At 61.5% G+C, this 17388-nt stretch carries 18 protein-coding genes; 9 read left to right on the top strand and 9 right to left on the bottom strand.

Translation table 11 applies throughout. The features are described 5' to 3' along the window. Nucleotides 1-26 precede the first annotated feature (26 nt). The 4 genes from DYI22_RS15455 (at nucleotide 27) to rmf (ending at nucleotide 6150) form a co-directional block, all read left to right on the top strand. Complete coding sequence (locus DYI22_RS15455) at nucleotides 27-1763, top strand: putative bifunctional diguanylate cyclase/phosphodiesterase (RefSeq protein ID WP_213478978.1); 1737 nt, start codon at nucleotides 27-29, stop codon at nucleotides 1761-1763. A 47-nt stretch (nucleotides 1764-1810) separates the two neighbouring features. Further along, nucleotides 1811-4156, top strand: a complete 2346-nt coding sequence (locus DYI22_RS15450) for a Tex family protein (protein WP_213478977.1) — start codon at nucleotides 1811-1813, stop codon at nucleotides 4154-4156. A gap of 72 nt (nucleotides 4157-4228) precedes the next feature. Beyond that, nucleotides 4229-5782: a glutamate--cysteine ligase gene (gshA, locus tag DYI22_RS15445; protein ID WP_213478976.1), complete on the top strand. Its 1554-nt coding sequence runs from the start codon at nucleotides 4229-4231 to the stop codon at nucleotides 5780-5782. A 152-nt stretch (nucleotides 5783-5934) separates the two neighbouring features. Further along, complete coding sequence (gene rmf, locus DYI22_RS15440; protein WP_213478975.1) at nucleotides 5935-6150, top strand: ribosome modulation factor; 216 nt, start codon at nucleotides 5935-5937, stop codon at nucleotides 6148-6150. Nucleotides 6151-6179: 29 nt separating this feature from the next. On the opposite strand, the gene DYI22_RS15435 is transcribed toward rmf, so the two are convergent. Next, nucleotides 6180-6632, bottom strand: a complete 453-nt coding sequence (locus DYI22_RS15435; protein WP_213478974.1) for a flagellar basal body-associated FliL family protein — start codon at nucleotides 6630-6632, stop codon at nucleotides 6180-6182. A 162-nt stretch (nucleotides 6633-6794) separates the two neighbouring features. Between DYI22_RS15435 and DYI22_RS15430 the strand changes: the two genes are divergently transcribed. Further along, nucleotides 6795-7301, top strand: coding sequence for a disulfide bond formation protein B (locus DYI22_RS15430; RefSeq protein ID WP_213478973.1), 507 nt, complete (start codon nucleotides 6795-6797; stop codon nucleotides 7299-7301). Nucleotides 7302-7400: 99 nt separating this feature from the next. After that, the gene (gene rsd / locus DYI22_RS15425) at nucleotides 7401-7883 is read left to right on the top strand and encodes a sigma D regulator (RefSeq protein WP_213478972.1); all 483 of its coding nucleotides are present in this window, start codon (nucleotides 7401-7403) and stop codon (nucleotides 7881-7883) included. A gap of 90 nt (nucleotides 7884-7973) precedes the next feature. On the opposite strand, the gene DYI22_RS15420 is transcribed toward rsd, so the two are convergent. The 3 genes from DYI22_RS15420 to DYI22_RS15410 form a co-directional block, all read right to left on the bottom strand. Next, the gene (locus DYI22_RS15420) at nucleotides 7974-8681 is read right to left on the bottom strand and encodes an FKBP-type peptidyl-prolyl cis-trans isomerase (RefSeq protein WP_213478971.1); all 708 of its coding nucleotides are present in this window, start codon (nucleotides 8679-8681) and stop codon (nucleotides 7974-7976) included. A gap of 130 nt (nucleotides 8682-8811) precedes the next feature. Next, a complete protein-coding gene (locus DYI22_RS15415) occupies nucleotides 8812-9207 on the bottom strand; it encodes a DUF4124 domain-containing protein (protein ID WP_213478970.1) in 396 nt (131 codons plus the stop codon). After that, nucleotides 9204-9731 carry a TIGR02444 family protein gene (locus DYI22_RS15410; RefSeq protein ID WP_213478969.1) on the bottom strand — a complete coding sequence of 176 codons (528 nt, stop codon included), beginning with the start codon at nucleotides 9729-9731 and terminating at the stop codon, nucleotides 9204-9206. The genes DYI22_RS15415 and DYI22_RS15410 overlap by 4 nt, the downstream gene beginning before the upstream one ends. Nucleotides 9732-9779: 48 nt before the next feature. Between DYI22_RS15410 and DYI22_RS15405 the strand changes: the two genes are divergently transcribed. Continuing rightward, entirely contained in the window at nucleotides 9780-11738 is a 1959-nt protein-coding gene (locus tag DYI22_RS15405) for an ATP-binding cassette domain-containing protein (RefSeq protein WP_213478968.1), read from the top strand. Here DYI22_RS15405 and ppx read toward each other — a convergent pair. Further along, entirely contained in the window at nucleotides 11735-13258 is a 1524-nt protein-coding gene (gene ppx, locus DYI22_RS15400) for an exopolyphosphatase (RefSeq protein WP_213478967.1), read from the bottom strand. The genes DYI22_RS15405 and ppx overlap by 4 nt on opposite strands. A 287-nt stretch (nucleotides 13259-13545) precedes the next feature. Here ppx and trxA point away from each other — a divergent pair, with 287 nt between their 5' ends. Continuing rightward, nucleotides 13546-13872, top strand: a complete 327-nt coding sequence (trxA, locus tag DYI22_RS15395) for a thioredoxin TrxA (RefSeq protein ID WP_012139190.1) — start codon at nucleotides 13546-13548, stop codon at nucleotides 13870-13872. A gap of 55 nt (nucleotides 13873-13927) precedes the next feature. Beyond that, nucleotides 13928-14557 carry a molybdenum cofactor guanylyltransferase MobA gene (gene mobA / locus DYI22_RS15390; RefSeq protein ID WP_228301076.1) on the top strand — a complete coding sequence of 210 codons (630 nt, stop codon included), beginning with the start codon at nucleotides 13928-13930 and terminating at the stop codon, nucleotides 14555-14557. A gap of 132 nt (nucleotides 14558-14689) precedes the next feature. Here mobA and DYI22_RS15385 read toward each other — a convergent pair whose 3' ends face one another. The 4 genes from DYI22_RS15385 to moaB are packed head-to-tail and all read right to left on the bottom strand — an operon-like array spanning nucleotide 14690 to nucleotide 17202. Further along, nucleotides 14690-15145, bottom strand: a complete 456-nt coding sequence (locus tag DYI22_RS15385; RefSeq protein ID WP_213478966.1) for a molybdenum cofactor biosynthesis protein MoaE — start codon at nucleotides 15143-15145, stop codon at nucleotides 14690-14692. A gap of 1 nt (nucleotide 15146) precedes the next feature. Then, a complete protein-coding gene (gene moaD / locus DYI22_RS15380; RefSeq protein WP_213478965.1) occupies nucleotides 15147-15410 on the bottom strand; it encodes a molybdopterin converting factor subunit 1 in 264 nt (87 codons plus the stop codon). 2 nt (nucleotides 15411-15412) lie between these two features. Then, nucleotides 15413-16627: a gephyrin-like molybdotransferase Glp gene (glp, locus tag DYI22_RS15375; RefSeq protein ID WP_213478964.1), complete on the bottom strand. Its 1215-nt coding sequence runs from the start codon at nucleotides 16625-16627 to the stop codon at nucleotides 15413-15415. 2 nt (nucleotides 16628-16629) lie between these two features. Next, nucleotides 16630-17202 (bottom strand): molybdenum cofactor biosynthesis protein B, encoded by a 573-nt coding sequence (gene moaB / locus DYI22_RS15370; protein ID WP_213478963.1) that lies wholly within the window; start codon nucleotides 17200-17202, stop codon nucleotides 16630-16632. Between the last annotated feature and the right edge of the window lie 186 nt (nucleotides 17203-17388).

Here is a 17388-nt window from a genome sequence, read left to right as displayed (position 1 = left end):
TTTTCACGGATTATCAGGCGCTTTTAATGACACTGCCAATGGAAACAATGAGTTCCAGCCAGGTGCGATTGCTGGTATTGACGCCGGAGTACCCGGACTTCCTGTGGTTGCAGAGTCTGCTGGCAGCAGACCAGGAGCTGTTACCGGATCTGGTCTGGTGTCCCGACCTGATCGACTGTGACGACCTGATTCGCCACACCCATTTTGATGTCATCCTCTGGGACTGCGTGTTCCACGGTGATTCCGAAGCGGCCTTTCTCGATTATCTGAACGTCGCCAGTAACGATAAGCCGGTGCTAGCCCTCAGCGGGGAAACCAGTGCCGAGCGTGCGCCGGAACTGATGGCCAGCGGAGCCGCCGATTACCTATGCCGCCAGTCGCTGGACAGCTGGAGCCTGGCGCGCTCCGTCAAATGTCTGTGGTATCGCGGGCAACTGGCCGGCTCCGCCCATGGCCATCTCGGGCGTGAGGTGGCCAGTGGCTTCATCAATCGCGACCTGTTCTTTGACCGGTTGCAGCAGGCGCTGCTGCGGGCCGAGCGTGGCGGGCACCGGCTGGCGCTGCTGCACCTGAATCTGGACGATTTTCGCAGCTTCAATGAATCCTTCGGCTATCAGAAAAGTGACCAGCTGGTGCTCAAGCTGGCCGAGCGCCTGCGCCACAGTCTGCGTCGGGTGGATTCGCTGATGCGGATCGGGGGCGATGAACTCGCCATCATTGTCGAGAAAGTGGAAGATTCCCTCGACATTACCCAGATCATCCGCAAGCTGGTGAGTGCGCTCAACGATCCGGTCACGGTCGATGGCCAGAGCGTGGTGGTCAGTGCCAGTCTGGGCGTGGCCACCTATCCGGAGGCGGGTGACAGTCCGGAGAACCTGATGCGCCGCGCTAACCGCGCGATGTTTGAAGCCAAGCGTGACCCTGGCACCAGTTACCGTTTTTACGACCGCCAACTGCACATCACTGCGGGCTATCAGTTGCGTCTCGAGGCGGACCTGCGCAATGCCCTGCGGGGCAATGAACTCGAGCTCTACTACCAGCCGCGGATCGACCTGGCCACCGAGGAAGTACGGGGGGTGGAGTGTCTGGTGCGCTGGAACCATCCCGAGCGAGGCCTGGTGGGGCCGGACGAGTTCATTCCGGTGGCCGAGCGCAGCGGTCTTATTGTGCCTATCGGTTACTGGGTCATCGAGCAGGCGTGCAAACGTCTGCAGACCTCCGCGGAGCTGGGGTTCCCGGGGCTGGTGTTTGCCGTCAACCTGTCGTTCCGCCAGTTCCACGATCGCAAGATGACCGAGACCATCTTCCGCATTATTTTCAACGCCAATGTGGATACCAGTCTGCTGGAGCTGGAACTGACCGAAAGCGCCATGATGCATGATCCGGAATACGCCCAGCGCTGCCTGCGGGAACTCAACCAGCTCGGTATCAGTTTTGCCCTGGACGATTTCGGCACCGGCTTTTCGTCACTCAGCAATCTTCAGCATCTGCCGATTTCACTGGTGAAAATCGACAAGTCCTTTGTGCAGGAACTGGGGCACTCCGCCGACGCGGAACACATCATTCGCGCCATCATCAGCCTTGCCCACAGCCTGCAGATCAGCGTGGTCGCCGAGGGGGTGGAAACCGAAGGGCAGCTGGAGTTTCTGCGCCAGCAACATTGCGATGAAATCCAGGGCTATTATTACGCCCGTCCCATGCCGTGGCAGGATCTTGTGCATTTCCTGCACAACCGGAGCCAGGCTGCTTGCCTGCAGCAGTAAGCCGCTGTACCTTTGCGCTTTGATCCAGAACGCATTACAGAGGTTGCATGAACAGTATCTCCAGGCGTATCGCCGAAGAGCTCGGTGTACGCGAGCAACAGGTCAATGCCACCGTCGCCCTGTTGGATGAGGGTGCCACCGTTCCATTTATCGCCCGTTACCGCAAAGAGGTCACTGGTTCGCTGGACGACAGCCAGCTGCGCAACCTGGAAGAGCGCCTGCGTTATCTGAGGGAGCTGGAAGACCGCCGCTCCACCATCCTCAACAGCATCGAGGAACAGGGCAAGCTGACCGACGAGCTGCGGGCCAGCATCAACGATGCCGATACCAAGAACCGTCTGGAAGATCTGTATCTGCCCTACAAGCCCAAGCGCCGCACCAAGGCGCAGATCGCGAAAGAAGCCGGCCTCGAGCCGCTGGCGGACGCTCTGTACGATGACCCCACTCTGGACCCGGAAGCCACGGCCGCCGGTTACCTCAACGCCGAAGCCGGCGTGGCCGACACCAAAGCGGCCCTGGATGGCGCCCGGTATATCCTGATGGAGCGGTTCGCTGAGGATGCCGAGCTGCTGGGCAACCTGCGGGAGTTCATCTGGCAGAATGGTCAACTCAAGGTCACCGTGATTGAGGGCAAGGAAAACGAAGGCGCCAAATTCCGCGATTACTTTGACCACGTCGAGCCATTGAAGAAAGTGCCTTCGCACCGGGCGCTGGCGATTTTGCGTGGCCGCAACGAGGGTGTTCTGGGTTACGCCATTGTGGTGGGTGACGCCGAAGATGACCGCCGTCAGCCCCATCCGGCGGAGCAGCGCATTGCTGCGCGCTGGAATGTGCGGGATAACGGCCGCGGGGCGGACAAATGGTTGTCGGATGTGGTGCGCTGGACCTGGCGGGTAAAACTCTCCACCCAGATTGAAGCCGATCTGATGGCACAGGTGCGTGAAGCCGCCGAAACCGAAGCCATCAACGTGTTTGCCAACAACCTCAAGGATCTGTTGTTGCTGGCCCCGGCCGGCCCGCGCCCGACCCTGGGCCTCGACCCCGGCCTGCGTACCGGCGTCAAGGTGGCGGTCATTGATGGCACCAGTCAGGTGGTCGGCCACGGCGCCATTTTTCCCCACGCGCCGAAGAACCAGTGGGATCGCTCCATCGAACAACTGGCGGCCTGGTGCCTTGAGTACCGCATTGAACTGATCGCCATTGGCAACGGCACCGCGTCCCGGGAAACCGAGAAGCTGGTGGCGGACCTGTGCAAGAAGTACCCCGAGCTGAAACTGGCGAGAATTGTGGTGAGTGAATCCGGTGCTTCCATCTATTCCGCCTCGGAATTCGCTTCGAAAGAGCTGCCGGACCTGGACGTCACCGTGCGCGGTGCCGTGTCCATCGCCCGTCGCCTGCAGGACCCGCTGGCGGAGCTGGTGAAAATCGAGCCCAAGTCCATCGGTGTGGGCCAGTACCAGCACGACGTGTCACAGGTGCAGCTGGCCCGTAGCCTGGATGCGGTGGTGGAAGACTGCGTGAACGGCGTTGGTGTGGATCTGAATACGGCGTCGGTTCCTCTGCTGGCCCGGGTATCCGGTCTCAATCAGAGTATTGCCCAGAACATCGTCGATTTTCGCAACCAGAACGGTGTCTTCAAGAACCGCAAGCAATTGCTGAAAGTGTCCCGGCTCGGCGACCGCACCTTCGAACAGGCCGCCGGCTTCCTGCGGATTGCCAGTGGCGAAAACCCGCTCGACCGGTCGTCGGTGCACCCGGAAGCCTATGGCGTGGTGGAAGCCATCGCCGCGAAGAATAACCGCAAGGTAGAAGGAGTCATCGGTGATGCGTCTTTCCTGCGCTCATTGAACCCGCAGGACTACGTGACAGAGCAGTTTGGTCTGCCGACCATAAAGGATATCATTTCAGAACTGGAGAAGCCGGGGCGTGATCCCCGTCCGGAGTTCCGGTTTGCCAGCTTCGAAGAAGGGGTGGAAACCCTGGGTGATCTCAAGCCGGGCATGGTACTGGAAGGCTCGGTCACCAACGTCACCAATTTCGGGGCGTTTGTGGATATCGGCGTGCATCAGGACGGCCTGGTGCATATTTCGGCGCTGTCGAACACCTTTGTGAAAGACCCCCGTGAGGTGGTGAAAGCGGGGGGCATCGTCAAGGTCAAGGTCATGGATGTGGACATTCCCCGTAAACGGATTGCCCTGTCGATGCGTATGGATGACCAGCCCGGAGAGAAGTCTGACAGCAAGGCTGGCGGCGCTGCTGGCCGGGGCCGCAATGAACACCGTACCGGTGGCCGTCATGGCCGCGCTCAGGGCGGCCAGCAGGACCAGCAGAAAGGCGCCATGGCTGGCGCGCTGGCCCAGGCGCTGGCGTCGGCCCGCAAGGACAGCCGTTAACGGACGGCACCGTACCCATTCCACAGGCAGGCTCGGCTCACAAGGCGGAGCCTGCCGTAGCAGGAGTCATCCATGGCAGATTCCCGCCATCAACTTTTTCATCAGTTCTCGGCCAGCGACTGGGGCGGTTTTCTCAAGGGTGTCGAGAAAGAAGGGCTGAGGGTCGACCGCAACGGCTTCATCGCTCAGACCCCGCACCCGCGTGCCCTGGGCTCGGCGCTGACCCATCCGGCGATCACCACCGACTATTCCGAAGCACTGCTGGAACTGATTACCCCGGTGTGCAGCTCCACCGGCGCCATGCTGGACTCGCTGCGGGATATCCACCGCTTTGTGCAGCGCCAGCTCGGTGATGAAGTGTTCTGGGCCGCCAGCATGCCCTGTGAGCTGGATGGTGACGCCAGTATTCCCATTGCCGAGTACGGCACCTCCAATATCGGGCGCCTCAAACACGTCTACCGACAGGGCCTGGCGGTGCGCTACGGACGGATGATGCAGAGCATTGCCGGGGCCCACTACAACCTGTCGCTGCCCGACAGCTTCTGGTCCCTGTGGCAGGGGGCACTGGACAACCGGCAGAGCCTGCAGGATTTCAAGTCCGACCAGTATTTCTGGCTGATTCGCAATTTCCGTCGTCGCAGTTGGTTGCTGATGCTGCTGTTCGGTGCGTCACCGGCACTGGATGCCAGTTTCGTGGCGAATGTGAAGCATGACCTGTCCCGCTTCAACCCGAATACCTGGCACGGTCCCGACGCGACCTCGCTGAGAATGGGGGATCTGGGCTACCACAACAATGCCCAGTCGTCCCTGAACATCTGCTTCAACGAACTCAGTACCTACACCCGTACCCTGGACCGGGCGATCCATACCCCGTGGCCGGAATACGAGGCGATCGGCACCCGCCGCGGGGATGCGTTCGTGCAGATCAACACCAGTGTGCTGCAGATAGAAAACGAGTATTACAGCGCGGTGCGGCCAAAGCGCACCACCGAGCGGGAAGAGAAGCCGATTCAGGCCCTGGAATCCCGCGGTGTGGAGTACATTGAGGTGCGCTGCCTGGATCTGGACCCGTTCTCGGCAGTCGGGGTCTCGGCGACCCAGATCGACTTCCTCGACCTGTTCCTGCTTGACTGTTTGCTGTCCGACAGCCCGCGTATCGGTGACGCGGAGTGCGAGCGTCTGGACGATAACTACAAGGACGTGGTGGCTCACGGTCGCAATCTTGAGCTGGCGTTGTGCCAGGGCGGGCACAGAACGCCGCTCGGCGAGGCCGCCAACGCTCTACTGGCGGGCCTGGAGCCTTTGGCCGAGCGCCTCGACAGCTGGACCGGCGGTGACACCTACCGCACCGCCCTGCAGGCTCAGCGCGCCAAGCTGGAATCGCCGCAGCTGATTCCCTCCGCGCGGGTGACGCAGGCCATGGCAGACTCGGGGCTGGGGCACCGTGATTGGGTGCAGGCCATATCGCTGCAGCATCAGCAGGCCCTGCGGGAGGAAGAGTTCGCACAAACGCCGCTGGCAGACTTCGAGCAGATGAGTGAGGCTTCTCTGGCTGAGCAGGCCGCGATGGAGTCTGCGGACACCCAGCCGTTCGACGACTTCCTGAAGGAGTATCTGGCGTCCTGACCGACCGCGATCTGGCGGCCTGTCACATGCTGGCCGGACCTGTCGCACAGAACCTGAACAAAAATTTGTCAGGTTCTGACCCTGCTGTTACGTTTTGTTGCAACCGTGTCACTGTCTGTTTCAGTGGCATTCAGGCATCAGGGAGAACCGGCATGGCCAGAGACATCAAGCTGGGTTGGAACGTTGACTCGCTCAACAAGGCATACCGGCAGGGCTACCTGGCCGCGTCCATGGGCATGGAGCGCAGCCGCTGCCCCTACCGGGGCGAGGTGGCCATTGCGGCCTGGGAAGCGGGCTGGGAAGACGCCGGCCAGATTGCCCGTGAGCAGATGCCTGATGGCGATGACCTGTTCTCCCGCATTGCCTGATAACCGGCCGATGACCTTCCGGTCACGCCTCAGCGTTGTACCACAAATTCCGTAAACAGCACCCCGGTAACGACTTCACCGGTCTGCTGTTCCGCCAGTGCGGCATTGATGCGCCGCGTCGCTTCCTCCCGCAGGGCAGCCTGCCCTTCGCCGCTGGCGAGTCGTTCGATATCGGTCTGTTCGCCAAACAGCATCACCAGCTCATGGCGCAGGCGCGGCATGTGTGCTTCCACCGCTGGCCGGGTGGTTTCTTTCGAGGCGCGCAGGGTGACTGCCGCTTTCAGATACGTCAGTTTGGTGCCCGGTTCGCCGACGTGGGTGACAAACGGCGGATCCATCTCGATGTAGTCGGTAATCTTCGCTTCCGACTGTTCCTCCTGAACCTCCTCCGGTGATTCCTCTTGCGCGAAGGCGCTGGAAACAGGAATGGCGATTACCAGGCAGAACAGGATCAGCAGCAGGCGCTTTGGCTCGCATGTCATAGGCTTGAAGTTCCCTATGGTTTAGGGTTTAGTGGCAGGTCAACGGCGATGACCGTCCGGTTTGTCGCAGAATAGCAGGCCCGCGAGCTGCTTGCAGCACTCCCCTGAGCGCAGAGGCGCCGGAGCTGGCTCGCGCCCGCATGTTAATCCCGAGGTGAGCTTTTGACGTCCAGGCTGGTGTTTTCAGGAATCTTTGTTGTGTGTGCCGCACTGCTGGGTGTGGCCTTCTATATGGAACACGTGATGGGTCTGGAACCCTGCCCGTTGTGCTGGCTGCAGCGCTTCGGGTTCATGGGGGCGGGGCTGGTGAGCCTGCTGGCGGTGCTGCACAACCCCCGCGGTTTCGGCATCCGGGTCTACGGTCTGTTGATGGCGCTGACTGCCGGGGCGGGTCTGGCGGTGGCCGGGCGGCAACTCTGGCTGCAGAGCCTGCCGGAAGATCAGGTGCCGGCCTGCGGGCCGTCGGTGGATTACATGCTCGATGTGCTGCCCCTGACGGAAGTGCTGACCACCGCCTTGCGTGGCACCGGTGACTGCGCTGAAGTGGTCTGGCGTTTTCTCGGTCTGAGCATTCCCGGCTGGACCGCGGTGTTCTTCTCGCTGGTGGTGATCACCGGCCTGGCGCTGGCTTTTCGTACTGGCGAAAGGTCTGAGTCGGGTGGTGCCTGAAACGGTTGCGGGCAACTGCAGGCATGGGGTACCTTGACTCTCGACATAACAAAAAATGAACTCGACACAGGCTTTGTCAGGTAACCGGAGAAGGGCGTCATGTTGGAAAATTGCCGTAATGCCAGGGAACGTTGGGGCGGTGTCAGCGAACTGATTGATCGCTGGCTGAAAGAGCGTCAGGAACTGCTCGTACACTATTGTGATCTGTCGGGGGAGAGCGATTACTCCCAGACCGAAGCCCTGCGGGAAAAATTTGTCAGGCTGTGCGAAGTGCTGGTGGACTACGTGTCGGCGGGCCACTTCGAGATTTACGAGCAGCTGATCCAGGAGGCGCGGGAATTCAACGACGGCGGCCTCGAACTTGCTGCCAAACTGTATCCGCGTATCGCCCAGACCACGGAGACAGCGCTGAACTTCAACGACCGGCTGAACGGTAAATCGTTGACCGAAGAGGAAGTGCGGGAGTTATTCTCGGAATTGTCCGAGCTGGGGGAAATTCTGGAAAGTCGCTTCGAGATGGAAGATTACCTGATCGAGCACCTGCATAACGCCCATGCCGACAAGGTCATGTCGTCCGCCTGAATGCCGCCGGGGGTTGCTGCCGTCACCAGTAGCGAAACACCCCTGCAGACTCCGCACATCCGGCGGAGCTGCAGTGGATGAGGGCCGGACTTACTCCGGGTTTACCTCAATCAGTTCCACATCAAACACCAGGGTCTCGTTCGGCCCGATGCCGCGGTTGCCGCCCGGACCGTAGGCCAGATCCGATGGGATGTAGAGTTTTACCCGGCTGCCTTCGTTCATCAGCTGAAGCCCCTCGGTCCAGCCCGGAATGACCTGGTTGAGGCCGAAGGTGACCGGTTCGCCACGCTCGCGCGAGCTGTCAAATACCTCGCCGGAGAGCAGTTCGCCGGTGTAGTGGACCTTGACCTGATCGGTTGCCTCCGGCTTCTCGCCGTCACCTTCTTCCAGCACTTCGTACTGCAGGCCGGAATCGGTGGTTTCCACGCCCTCACGCTCGGCGTTCTCGGCCAGGAAGGCCTCGCCCGCTTCGCTGTTCTTCTTGGCCAGCTCTTCCACTTTCGCGCTTTCCTGCTCCTGCAGCTGCTGCTGATAAGCCATCAGCGCTTCCTGGATTTCCTCGCGGCTCATGCGGCTGACTTCCTCGTCGCCCTCGTGGCCGTGCTCGATGCCCTGGAGGAACTGATCCATCTGCAGGTCAGGCAGATCGTTCTTCATGCGCTCACCGAGCACCAGGCCCATGCCGTAGCTGACCTTCTGGTCGGTGGATTCCAGGCTCGGGTCTTTTGCGGAGTCGGATTGAGTGGAGCAGCCGGCAACGATGCCGGTCACTGCCAGTGCGAGCAGAGCTTTCTTCATTTCAATGTCCTGTATTGTTGGGCGGGGAGGTATCGACCCCCGCGTGTGATGACTTGAAATAGCAAAAGGTAACCGGTTCTGTAGCGGGATGCCACTGAACATGTGTTAAGAAACCGGTCAGGTAATACCGTCAGCTGCCGTTATTGGCCGGCGGCATCGGTGCCAGAGAAAATGGCGCGCTGTAGGGTGATTGCCAGTCAGTCTCAGGATTGGCATCCGCCGCGCGGGGCAGGCTGCCATTGTCCTTGCGTTCAATGGCGAGTGCATTCCAGGGGCCATTTTCCGGTGGCCGGTCGGCGTAGTGCCAGTTGCCGTCACGATCCTGCCACTTGAACACGATGTCCGGGCCCTCAACGGGCACCGGAGAGGGCACGAGGCCTTCGAAGGCGGGTATCTCTTCTTTGGCCTGCGCTTCCGGAGCGGTGTCGGTGACCTTGGGTTCCGGCGCATTGAGGCCAAAGAACATCAGCATCAGCAGCACGCCGAGTGCGGGAAAGGCGAGTCGGATGAGCCATTTCATCATCATGACTCCCGATTCCCGGCACTGAAGGTCATCAGGCTACGGCTGAGGGCGTCCACTGTGTGCCGGGTCTCCGAGTCCATTGCCGTCTCCGGTGCGGCCGCTTCGAGGTTGGTGCGGGCCAGTTGTTCCGATCCATACATGCCGGCGTTCTCTTTTTGGGTTTCGGCGAGGCTCTGATAGACCAGGGCCAGCTCAATCCGTTCTGCTTCCAGCTCAGTGCGGGCAATGTCGCCCCGCAGGCTGTTGGTACCCGGATGATTTCGGGGTATGTATTGTCGGGCCGAGCGCAGTGGCTCGGTTACATGGATTCGCCACTCTGTTACCGTATTGTCTTCACGGTCGGCATACTTCTGGCCTGTTATGGTAAGCCAGCAGGCACTGAGAATCCGTGTCACACTCCAGCCTTTCTGCTGTAACGCCAGGCAAGCCGATTCGACGCCCGGAATATTCCAGAACGTCAGAGCAAAGTGCCAGAGCGGATTGTCCGTCTCCAGGTCTGTGGGCAGGCGATCCGGCTCAGCGCGCATGGGAGCTTTGTGTATTCCCTGTAAAATATACCCTGATAAAATGACAACATGCTAACGATAACCGATCTCAGTTTACAACGGGGGGGCGTCTGGTTACTAGACGCGGTCAACCTTACGATCCAGCCTGGACAGCGTGTCGCCATTGTCGGAGCCAACGGCGCCGGCAAATCCAGCCTGTTTCAGCTCCTGCTTGGCCAGCTTTCACCCGAGCAGGGTAGCGTGTCGCTGCCCGGTGGCTGCCGCATTGCCCACATGGCCCAGGAAGTGGAGGCGTCGTCGCGCTCGGCGCTCGACTTTGTGCTTGATGGGGACCACGATCTGCGGCGCATGGAGCGTGAGTTGGCGGACGCTGAGCAGCGCGGAGATGACCATGCCATGGCCCGCATTCATGGTGAGCTGGACGTCCATGAAGCGTGGTCGGCGCCACGACGTGCAGCAGCTTTGCTGCGGGGGCTGGGCTTTGTGGATGCCGACACGGCGCGCCCGGTGTCGGCCTTTTCCGGCGGTTGGCGGATCCGGCTGAACCTCGCCCAGGCCCTGATGCGGCCTTCCGAACTGTTGTTGCTGGACGAGCCCACCAACCACCTGGATCTGGACGCGTGCCTGTGGCTTGAGAACTGGCTGCGCCGGTATCCAGGCACGCTGCTGTTCATTTCCCACGATCGCGACTTCATGGATCGGGTCGTTACCCACGTGGTGCATTTTCACCAGTGCAAACTGGAACTCTACACCGGCAATTACTCGGCGTTCGAAGGCCAGCGCAGTGAGCGGCTGGCCCAGCAGCAGGCCGGCTTCGAGCGTCAGCAGGCGCGCATCGCGGAGATCCAGCGTTTCATCGACCGCTTCAAGGCCAAGGCAACCAAGGCCCGTCAGGCCCAGAGCCGGGTAAAGTCACTGGAGCGCATGGAGAAAATCGCTCCGGCTCACATTGATTCGCCGTTCAGCTTCGAATTTCCGGTGGCCGAGAAAGTGTCCAACCCGCTGCTGTCCATTCGCAATGGTGCGGCCGGCTACGGCGACACAAGAATTCTCGATGGCATCAACCTCAGTTTGCTGCCGGGCAGCCGCATAGGCCTGCTGGGTCCCAACGGCGCCGGCAAGTCGACTCTTATGGATGCGGTGCGGGGCGAAGCCGCGCTGCTGGCGGGCGAACGCACCACCGGCGAGCATCTGGCCATTGGCTATTTCGCCCAGCATCAGCTGGATTCCCTGGATCTGGACGCCAGTCCGTTTCTGCAGTTGCAACGGCTTTCGCCAAAGGCGTCTGAACAGAGTATCCGCAATTTTCTCGGTGGCTTTGATTTTCACGGCGACGAGGCGCTGACCCCGATCCGGTCGTTTTCCGGCGGTGAAAAGGCCCGGGTCGCCCTGGCCGTGATTGCCTGGCAGAAACCAAACCTGTTGTTGCTGGATGAGCCCACCAACCATCTGGATCTGGAAATGCGCCAGGCGCTCACCATGGCGCTGCAGAACTTTGACGGTGCCATGGTGGTGGTGTCTCACGACCGGCACCTGTTGCGTAACACCGTCGACGAGTTCTGGCTGGTCAACGACGGCCGGGTCTGCGAGTACGAGGGCGACCTGGAAGACTATGAGCGCTGGCTGGCGGATCGCCGCAAGGATGAAGTAGACGCGCCGAGACGCGACCCCGGGGACGCGTTGGCCGGGAACACCACCGGCGAGGTGGCCGCCGCCGAAGGCGTCGGGGAAAGCGCGGACGACCGCAAAGCGCGTAAACGCGCGGAAGCGGCGATACGCCAGAAACTGAGCCCCTACCGCAAGCAGCAGAGCGCGCTGGAGAAAACCATGGAGCAGCTGCAGCAGCAACTGAAAGTGGTGGAGGAATCCCTGTCGGCCCCCGAGGTATACCAGGACAGCGGCAAGGCCAGGCTCAAGGAAAAGCTCGGGGAGCAGGCGCAGCTGAAAAGCCGGCTCGAGGCCGTGGAAGCCGAGTGGCTGGAGATCAGCGAAACGGTGGAAAACCTTGAGGCGGAACTGGTGGCCTAGGGATTAACCACCAGCGTGAAACCCTGTTTGGCCAGGTAATCCGCTTCGTTCTCCAGATCGGCAAGGGTCAGTGGGCGTTCTTCAAGCCAGCCGTGGGGAAATTCGATGGCCAGCCGGTTTTCGCCGGCATGCAGATGAAAGGTGGGCGCCGCCTCCATGTTGCGTGGGTGCTGGATCAGCACCCCGAGACGGACCAGCACACAGAGGTATTTGAGCCGGGGAATGTCTTCCGGGTCCAGGCCCTCGAAGATGGCTGAGGAAAACTTGCGGCGGTGGCCCCGCACCAGAGTGGCCAGGTCACGCTGGAACTGCTGGCTGAATCCGGGCAGGTCAGAATAGCGCAGCAGGTAGGCGCCATGCTTGTGGTACTGGCTGTGGGAAATGGTCAGCCCGATTTCATGCAGTCGGCAGGCCCAGCGCAGCACTTCCTCGTCCGCCGGGGTTCTCAGTGCCCAGGTGTCGGCAACCTGATCCCAGGCTGCGATGGTGGTGTCTTCCACCGCGCGGCCATGAGCCTGATCCACATGATAACGCTCCTGCAACGCCGCGATGGTGCGCTCCCGGACGTCCTCGTGCTGGATGCGCCCGACAATGTCGTAGAGCAGACCCTCCCGCAGGGCGCCCTCGGCAAACGTCATTTCCTCGATCTGCAGCGACTGGAAAGCCCCCATCAGAATGGCAAAACCGGCCGGGAAAATACTCTGGCGGTCCGACCTGACGCCCAGATCTCCGAGTTTTTCGACCCTGCCCATGCTGATCAGACGCTGGCGCAGTTCGGTCATGCCGGCAAGGGTGATGGCGCCATTGGTGATCTTCAGCGTCTCCAGTACGCTGGCGATCGCCTTGATCGACCCGGACGACCCCACCGCGCTCTGCCAGCCAACACCGCGGAAATGGCGACGGATGTTCAGCAGCTCCTGCTGGGCGTGGGTGACCGCCTTGTCCATCTGGCGCCGGGAAATCCGGCCATCGGCAAAATAGCGATTGCGGAAGGACACGCAGCCCATGTGCAGGCTTTCCAGTTCCTGGGGCTCGAAGCGCTCGCCGATGATGAATTCCGTGCTGCCACCACCGATATCAATCACCAGCCGGCGACCGCTGTCGTCGGACAGAGTGTGCGACACGCCCAGGTAGATCAGACGGGCCTCTTCGCGACCGGCAATGATTTCCACCGGATAGCCCAGCACCTGCTCCGCCCGCGACATGAATTCCTGGGCGTTGCGCGCAACCCGCAGCGCGTTGGTGCCCACAATCTGCACTGCCTCCGCGGGCATGCCCTGAAGGCGCTGGGCAAATCGGCTGAGACAGGCGAGGGCGCGAAGCTGAGCGTCCTCGGTTAACCGGTTGTACGCATCAAGGCCGGCACCGAGCTGAACTTTCTCGCCCATCTTCTCGAGGGTGCGAATCTCCCCGTGAACCAGACGGGCCACCACCATGTGGAAACTGTTGGACCCCATGTCGATTGCAGCGAGCAGCTCGGGCGACGTATTTTCTGATTCGGCGGAGGGAGTGGCCGTCACGGGTGAAGAGTTCCTCTGGGGGTTACCGGTGCCGGTACTATAAGCGAATTCCGGCGGATCTGTCAGTAGAGGCAAATCGGGGATTTGCTCCCGCTCAGTATAGCGGTAAACCGAGAGGTCGGCAGAACCGCTTCACAGACAGCCGACCAATCGCGTAAAGTATGCGCTACTGAGATGAGGATGAACGGCCGCCGGGTACTCTTACGGCAGCCTTCAGCAACGTTCAACAGCACCACGCTTCGGCAAAGGCCGCAAGGCCGGTTTGGTGCCTGAATCAGGAAATGGTAATGAGCGGAAATATCGTAAACGTAACCGACGCATCCTTCGAACAGGACGTACTGCAGTCTGACGTACCTGTACTGGTAGATTACTGGGCTGAATGGTGTGGCCCGTGCAAAATGATCGCGCCGGTTCTGGAAGAGATTGCCGATGAATACGACGGCAAGCTGAAGATCTGCAAGCTCAATATCGACGAGAACGAGCAAACGCCGCCCAAGTTCAACATCCGTGGCATTCCCACCCTGATGCTGTTCAAGAACGGCAACGTGGACGCCACCAAAGTGGGCGCGCTGTCCAAATCCCAGCTCGCGGCCTTCCTGGACAGCAATCTCTGATTGCTGCCCGAACGGCTGAAACCGCCCCTGAACCCTGGTTCACGGGCGGTTTTTTATGGCCATGAAGAACCCTTCCCGCCCGTCACGCGTTATCGGCCTGCTGCTGGCCGGAGGCGAAGGTCGCCGCCTCGGCGGACGCGACAAAGGCATGGTTCCCTGGCAGGGCCGGCCCATGGCCGCATGGGTTTTTGCGGCCCTCTCGACCGTTGCCAGCCCTGTGCTGATCAGCGCCAACCGCTCCCTTGATGACTACCACGCGCTCGCCCCGGCCCCTGACCAGGTATTCGAGGATGACACCGCGGTTCACGGCCAGGGCCCTCTCGCCGGCCTTCTCACTGGCCTGCGCCGGGCCCGGGCTCACGGTGCCGCTGCGGTTCTGGTCTGCCCCTGTGATACCCCCGAAATGACCCCTACGATTCTGGTGAAACTTGTCAGCGCCTGGCAGGCTGCCCCGGAAACTGCCGTAATCGCCGAATGCGAGGGCAGGGTGCACCCGCTCCACGGTGTCTATCCGGTAGCCCTGGTTCCACTGCTGGAAAAGCAGCTACAGCAAGGCAATCGCAAAGTGATGGCCTTCGCAGAAGCAGCGGGAGTTCAACGGGTGGCATTCACAGATGTGTCTCAGGCGTTCAAAAACAGGAATCGCCCGAAAGACATCGAAGACAACTCAACAGAAGGGCGCTAATGCGGGTAGGTGGTGCCGAAAATGTGCGGAGCCATGGATGGCGGAGCCCAAGCGTACAGGGACGTATTCAAAGCGTTTTTCGGCACCACCTACCCGCATTAGGGACCGGCCGGTCAGGCACCGGCATGCTGCCTATTCCCAATCTCTATGCCGCGCCAGGTCGGAATCCCTCTGCCCAACCCAATGTTCTTCCTCGCCCGACAACTCCTTTTTCCAGAACGGCGCCGACGTTTTCAGCGCGTCCATGATAAACGCACAGGCCGCAAACGCATCGCCGCGATGGGCACTGCACACCCCCACGAACACGATCTGGTCGCACAGCGCCAACCTGCCCACTCGGTGCACCACCCGTGCCTTGCGCACATCCCAGCGGGTCGATGCCTCGGCAATCAGACCGGTGACCACCTGCTCAGTCATCCCCGGATAATGCTCCAGGAACAGCCCGGTGACCCCCTGCAGATCGCCGCTGTCGCGCACCAGCCCGGTGAAGGTGGCAATGGCACCGGTGCCGGCACCGCTGTCCCGCAGTGCCTGATATTCCTCGGCGACGTCAAAATCCTGATGCTGGACAGAAACCGAATAGTTCATTTCAGCCTCCCGTCACCGGTGGGAAGAACGCCACCTCGTCTCCGCCATTAAGCGGGGTGTCCGGTTTTGCCATGGCTTGGTTCACCGCAATCATCACCGGTTGTCCCCCGGCCAGCTGAGCCCAGGGGCCACCTTTCTGCGCCAGCGTGGACAGCAGCTGACCGGCGGTGGTGGGCGTGTCCAGCGGCAGCGTCAGGGTGTCGGTCTGCAATTCTTCCCGCAGGCGGGCAAAAAAGCGCACGGTCAGGGTGGTGTCGTCGGCCATGATTACCCCAGAAGCTCGGCAAAGGAATAATAGGTAAGTGTATCACCGGGGCTGATCGTGGTGTGCTCCGGAACCACCGCCAGGCCATCGGCCCAGCACGCCGAACTGAGCATGCCGGAGCTCTGGTTGGGATAGGCGGCAACGGCGACCCGCTGGTCGTGGACTTCCTTTCGTGCCCGCACAAACTCCCGTCGGATAGAGGGCGATGCGACCGTAAAAGCGGCGGGTAGCCGCTCGCCCTGCGCCCGGTAATGCGTTGCACCCTGGCATTTGCGAATGTAGGGGATGGCAACCACCAGGAACGTCACCAGTACCGCCGCAGGGTTACCCGGCAGGCCCAGAATCGGGGTGCCGGCGATCTTGCCAAACGCCAGCGGCTTGCCCGGTTTGATCGCCAGCCGCCACAGCGCCAGCTCTCCGGACTCCTCCAGCACCGCCCGCACGTGATCCTCCTCACCCACCGACACGCCGCCACTGGTGATGATCAGGTCCGCCTCGCCCGCGGCCCGTTTCAGGGTCGAACGGGTGGCTTCCCGGGTGTCCCGGAGCGTTTCACACAGCACCACCTCGCAACCGGCGGCGGCCAGCAAGCCCAGCAAGGTGAAGCGATTGGTGTTGTAGATCTGTCCGGGCTCAAGGGGCGTTCCCGGTTCCACCAGCTCGTCGCCGGTGGTCAGGATGGCGACCTTCAGGCGACGCGACACCTCAACCCGGGCCGCACCCATGGAGGCCAGCAAGCCCATTTCCTGGGGGCGGATGCGGGTGCCCCTGGCCAGTGCCAGGTCGCCCGCGCTCAGGTCCTGGCCGCGGCGGCGGATATTCTGGCCCTCGTTTACTTCTGCCTGAACGGTAATGCCGGCATCGGTCCGTTCGGTTCGCTCCTGCATCACCACCGCATCGGCACCGGCGGGAATTTCAGAGCCGGTGAAGAGGCGAACAGCGGTGCCAGGCTCAATGGCCGCGGGAGCATGGCCTGCAGGGACCCGCGCGGACACCGGCAGTGCCTTGCCCGCTGACAGGTCGCGGGCTCTCAGGGCATAACCGTCCACGGCGCTGTTATCGGCGGGTGGCACGTCCGCAGGTACCCGATGATCGTCCGCAAGAATCCGTCCCAGGCTGTCGGCGAGCGCGACGGTTTGCCGGCCGGTCACCGACATTGCCTGTGCAAGGAGCTGGTCGATGGCAGCGTCTACGGGCGTCAGTTGCTGGTCGGCCATGGTTATCTGGTCCCCCGGCTGCCGATTTTCTCGTGCAGTCGCTGATAGGGCGCTTGGGGCTTGCGCAACGCCAGCGCGGAGAAGTTGCAGGGGCCGTGGCGGCTGTCCAGCTGGCTGCTCAGAATGCCGTTCCAGCCAGTGCGGCAGGCGCCGGTGGAGCCGGGCAGGCAGAAGATCACCGTATGGTTGGCCAGGCCGCCAAAAGCCCGGGACTGGATCGTCGAGGTGCCGATTTCCGCGGCGGACAACCGCCGGAATTCCTCGCCGAAGCCGTCGATGGTCTTGTCCAGCAGCGGCGCCACGGCTTCGGGAGTGCTGTCCCGTTCGTGAAATCCGGTGCCGCCGGTGATGATGACGGCGTGAATGTCCGGATCGGCAATCCAGCCGGCCATCAGCGCACGCACCAGGTAGACGTCGTCGGGAAGGATGCGGCGGGCAATCAACTGGTGTCCTGCCTCGACCACCTGGTCTTCGAGATACTGGCCCGAGGTGTCCTCTGCGGCGCCGCGGCTATCCGATACCGTCAGAATGGCAATGTTCAGGGGCTTGAGTTCGCTGGTTTCTTCGCTGCTCATGAGCTGGCTCCGCAGGTTAAATCACTGATTGTGGCCAGTATCTCCGTAGCGGCAGGGGAATGGAAGGGGGTATCCCATGAGGGGGAGTCCGGGCGGCCCCGGGGTATTTCCGCTGTGATGCGTGCAGTCGTTGGTGTAAATTTGGCCAGCATCACTTGACATTCATTGGTCAGGTGGACGATTATC

Source organism: Marinobacter lipolyticus, assembly GCF_018424605.1.
Classification (GTDB): Bacteria; Pseudomonadota; Gammaproteobacteria; order Pseudomonadales; family Oleiphilaceae; genus Marinobacter; species Marinobacter lipolyticus_B.
This window is presented reverse-complemented; position numbering and strand designations above follow the sequence as displayed.